Below are 2,775 nucleotides of genomic sequence, written 5' to 3'. Positions count from 1 at the left end.
TCGAACTCATCGGCGGGGTGCGATTCCCGGCCATCGGAGAGCTGCCGTACCTGCTCACCCTCGCGGGCCACGGCTTCTACTGGTTCCGGCTGCGCAAGGACGCCGCCTGATCCAAGGACAGACTCCAGAACCCGGTCGGCGGGGCGGTTTCCTCCGTCCCGCCCTGGGCACGCATCAGTAACACCCCGACTCGCCCGGTCTCCGGGCCCCTGGGGAAAGGACGCGACGTCATGTCGGAAGCCGCAATCCACTCTGTCACGGCCCCCGTCGCACGCCCCGAGTTACTCGCGTCGCTCGATCCGCTCCTACGGGAATGGCTGCCACGGCAGCGCTGGTTCGCGGGCAAGGGGCGTCCGGTGACCGGGTTCTCCCTGGTGACGGCCAATGAACTGCTGCCCGTGACGGCTCAGCTCGGCCTGCTCCACCTGCTGGTCCGGGCGCACCAGCCGCTCACCCCCGCCCAGGGAGCCGGCACCCAGCCCGGCGACTGCTACCAACTGCTCATCGGCGTACGCGAGGCACTCCCGCCGCACCTCGCGCCCGCGCTGATCGGACACGTGGAGGAGGGACCGCTGGCGGGGCACACGGTCTACGAGGCACTGCACGACCCGCGCCCCGCCGACGTACTCCTGGAGGCCCTGCGCACCCGGGCCCGCATCGGCGAGCTGCGCTTCGAACGGGACCGACGCCAGGAGATACGGGGCGATCTGATACCGCGCCTGATCACCGCGGAACAGTCCAACTCGTCCCTGGTCTTCGGAGATACGTTCATCCTGAAGCTGTTGCGCCGCATCGTCCCGGGGGTGAACCCCGATCTGGAGCTGCCACTGACGCTCGCCCGGGAGGGCTGCCCACGGGTGCCGGCACCGACGGCGTGGATGGCCGCCGACCTGGACGAGGAGACGTACGTCCTGGGGGTGCTGCAACCCTATGTCCAGGGCGCGGTGGACGGCTGGGAGCTGGCGCTGAGCGAACTGGCCAAACAGAGCGAGCCGGCCGAGGACGGCTGTCGCGGCGGCGAGGACTTCACCGGGGAGGCGCGGGCGCTGGGCCGGGCCACCGCCGAGGTGCACACAGCCCTCGCCCGGGCCCTGCCCACGGTCACGCTGGGGCACGTGCAGATGGAACTGCTCGTCGGTGGCATGACCGAGCGGCTGGCCGCGGCAGCGCAGGCGGTGCCCGCGCTGCGACCGTACGCCGCCGGTCTGCGCACCGCCTTCGAGGCGCTGGCCGACCTGGCCACCGAGGGGCAGACCTGGACCGCCCAGCGCATACACGGGGATCTGCACCTCGGCCAGTGCCTGCGCGCGCCCTCCGGGGAGTGGTCGCTCATAGACTTCGAGGGCGAGCCCTCGAAACCGCTCGCCGAGCGCCGCATGCCCCAGCCGCCCCTGCGGGACATAGCGGGGATGCTCCGCTCCTTCGACTACGCGGCCCACGCCGTCCCCGGGGCCCCAGGCTCCGCACGAGCGGGAGCCGTCCCGGCGATGCCCGACTGGACCGACCTCTGCCGGGCCGCGTACTGCGCCGGCTACGCGGAGGTCGCCGGCCGCGACCCGCGCGCCGATCCCGTACTCCTGCGCGCTTATGAGACCGACAAGGCGATCTACGAAGTCCTGTACGAGGCCCGGCACCGGCCCGACTGGCTGCCGGTGCCGATGGCGGCGATACGCCGACTCGCCGCATCCCCCTGACCTTCCCCACCTCACCCCGCCGAGGAGGCCCTGCCCGTGACGCCCCGCCCCCCGTCCGACGACAGTCCGAAGAAGAACGGTGCCAAGAAGACGGCGGTGAAGAAAGCGACGGCCGAGAAGACGACGGTCAAGAAGGCTGCCGTCAAGAAGGCCGCCGCTCAGAAGCCTGCCGGGAGCAAGGCCGCGAAGGATGCGAAGGTCTCGGCGGTCTCCAAGGTCGCGAAGAAGGGGGCCGGGGCCAGGGTTCCCGAACCGCGCGCTGCCGAACCGAAGGGCGCCGAGCCCGTGGCCGGGGTTCGCGAGCCCGCCGTCGTCGACAGCGCTCCCGTCTTCGCCGGAGTCGAACCCGGTGACCGCGAGCGGCTGCTCTCCGGCACGCACCACGATCCGCACGGGGTGCTCGGCGCCCATCCGGTGCCCGGCGGCGTGGCCTTCCTGGCCTTCCGTCCGTACGCGCTCGGGGTGACCGTCGTGACGGACGACCTGCGGGCCGAGCTGCACGACGACGGGGACGGATTCTTCTCGGCGCTGGTGCCGCTGCGCGCGGTCCCGGAGGCGTACCGGCTGCTCGTCGCGTACGAGGGGACGGTTCAGGACACCGAGGACGCGTACCGCTTCCTGCCCGCGCTCGGGGAGTTCGATCTCCATCTGCTCGGCGAGGGACGCCACGAGGAGCTGTGGCGCGCCCTGGGTGCGGAGCCGATGGTGCACCAGGGGGTGACCGGCACCCGCTTCACGGTCTGGGCGCCGAACGCACGCGGGGTGCGGCTCGCCGGCACCTTCAACTTCTGGGACGGCACCGGGTTCCCGATGCGGTCGCTCGGCTCCTCCGGGGTGTGGGAGCTGTTCGTGCCGGCGATCGGCGAGGGCGAGCTCTACAAGTTCGAGATCACCCGCCCGGACGGGTCCCGCACCCTGCGGGCCGACCCGATGGCCCGGCGCACCGAGGTCCCGCCGCGCACATCGTCGATCGTGCACGTCTCGCACCATGTGTGGACGGACGAGGAGTGGATGGCGGGGCGGGGTGCCCGTCCGGTGCACGAGGCACCGCTGTCCGTCTACGAGGTCCACCTCCCCTCGT

Annotated in this window: 2 protein-coding genes and 1 pseudogene; all 3 read left to right on the top strand. The window is 72.0% G+C overall.

Features of this window, described 5'->3' with window-relative positions; translation table 11 throughout:
• A partial coding sequence (locus ACIRA5_RS53590) for an alpha-glucosidase C-terminal domain-containing protein (protein ID WP_403705998.1) occupies positions 1–110 on the top strand: 110 nt, incomplete at its 5' end.
• A gap of 120 nt (positions 111–230) precedes the next feature.
• Complete coding sequence (locus ACIRA5_RS53585) at positions 231–1,694, top strand: maltokinase (protein ID WP_403705995.1); 1,464 nt, start codon at positions 231–233, stop codon at positions 1,692–1,694.
• Between the two features lie 36 nt (positions 1,695–1,730).
• A pseudogene (locus ACIRA5_RS53580) lies at positions 1,731–2,775 on the top strand (1,4-alpha-glucan branching enzyme); the annotation flags it as partial.

The organism is Streptomyces sp. NPDC096311, assembly GCF_044763085.1.
Taxonomy (GTDB): Bacteria; Actinomycetota; Actinomycetes; order Streptomycetales; family Streptomycetaceae; genus Streptomyces.
Note: the sequence above shows the minus strand (reverse complement) of the source record. Positions and strands in the feature narration are given on the sequence as shown.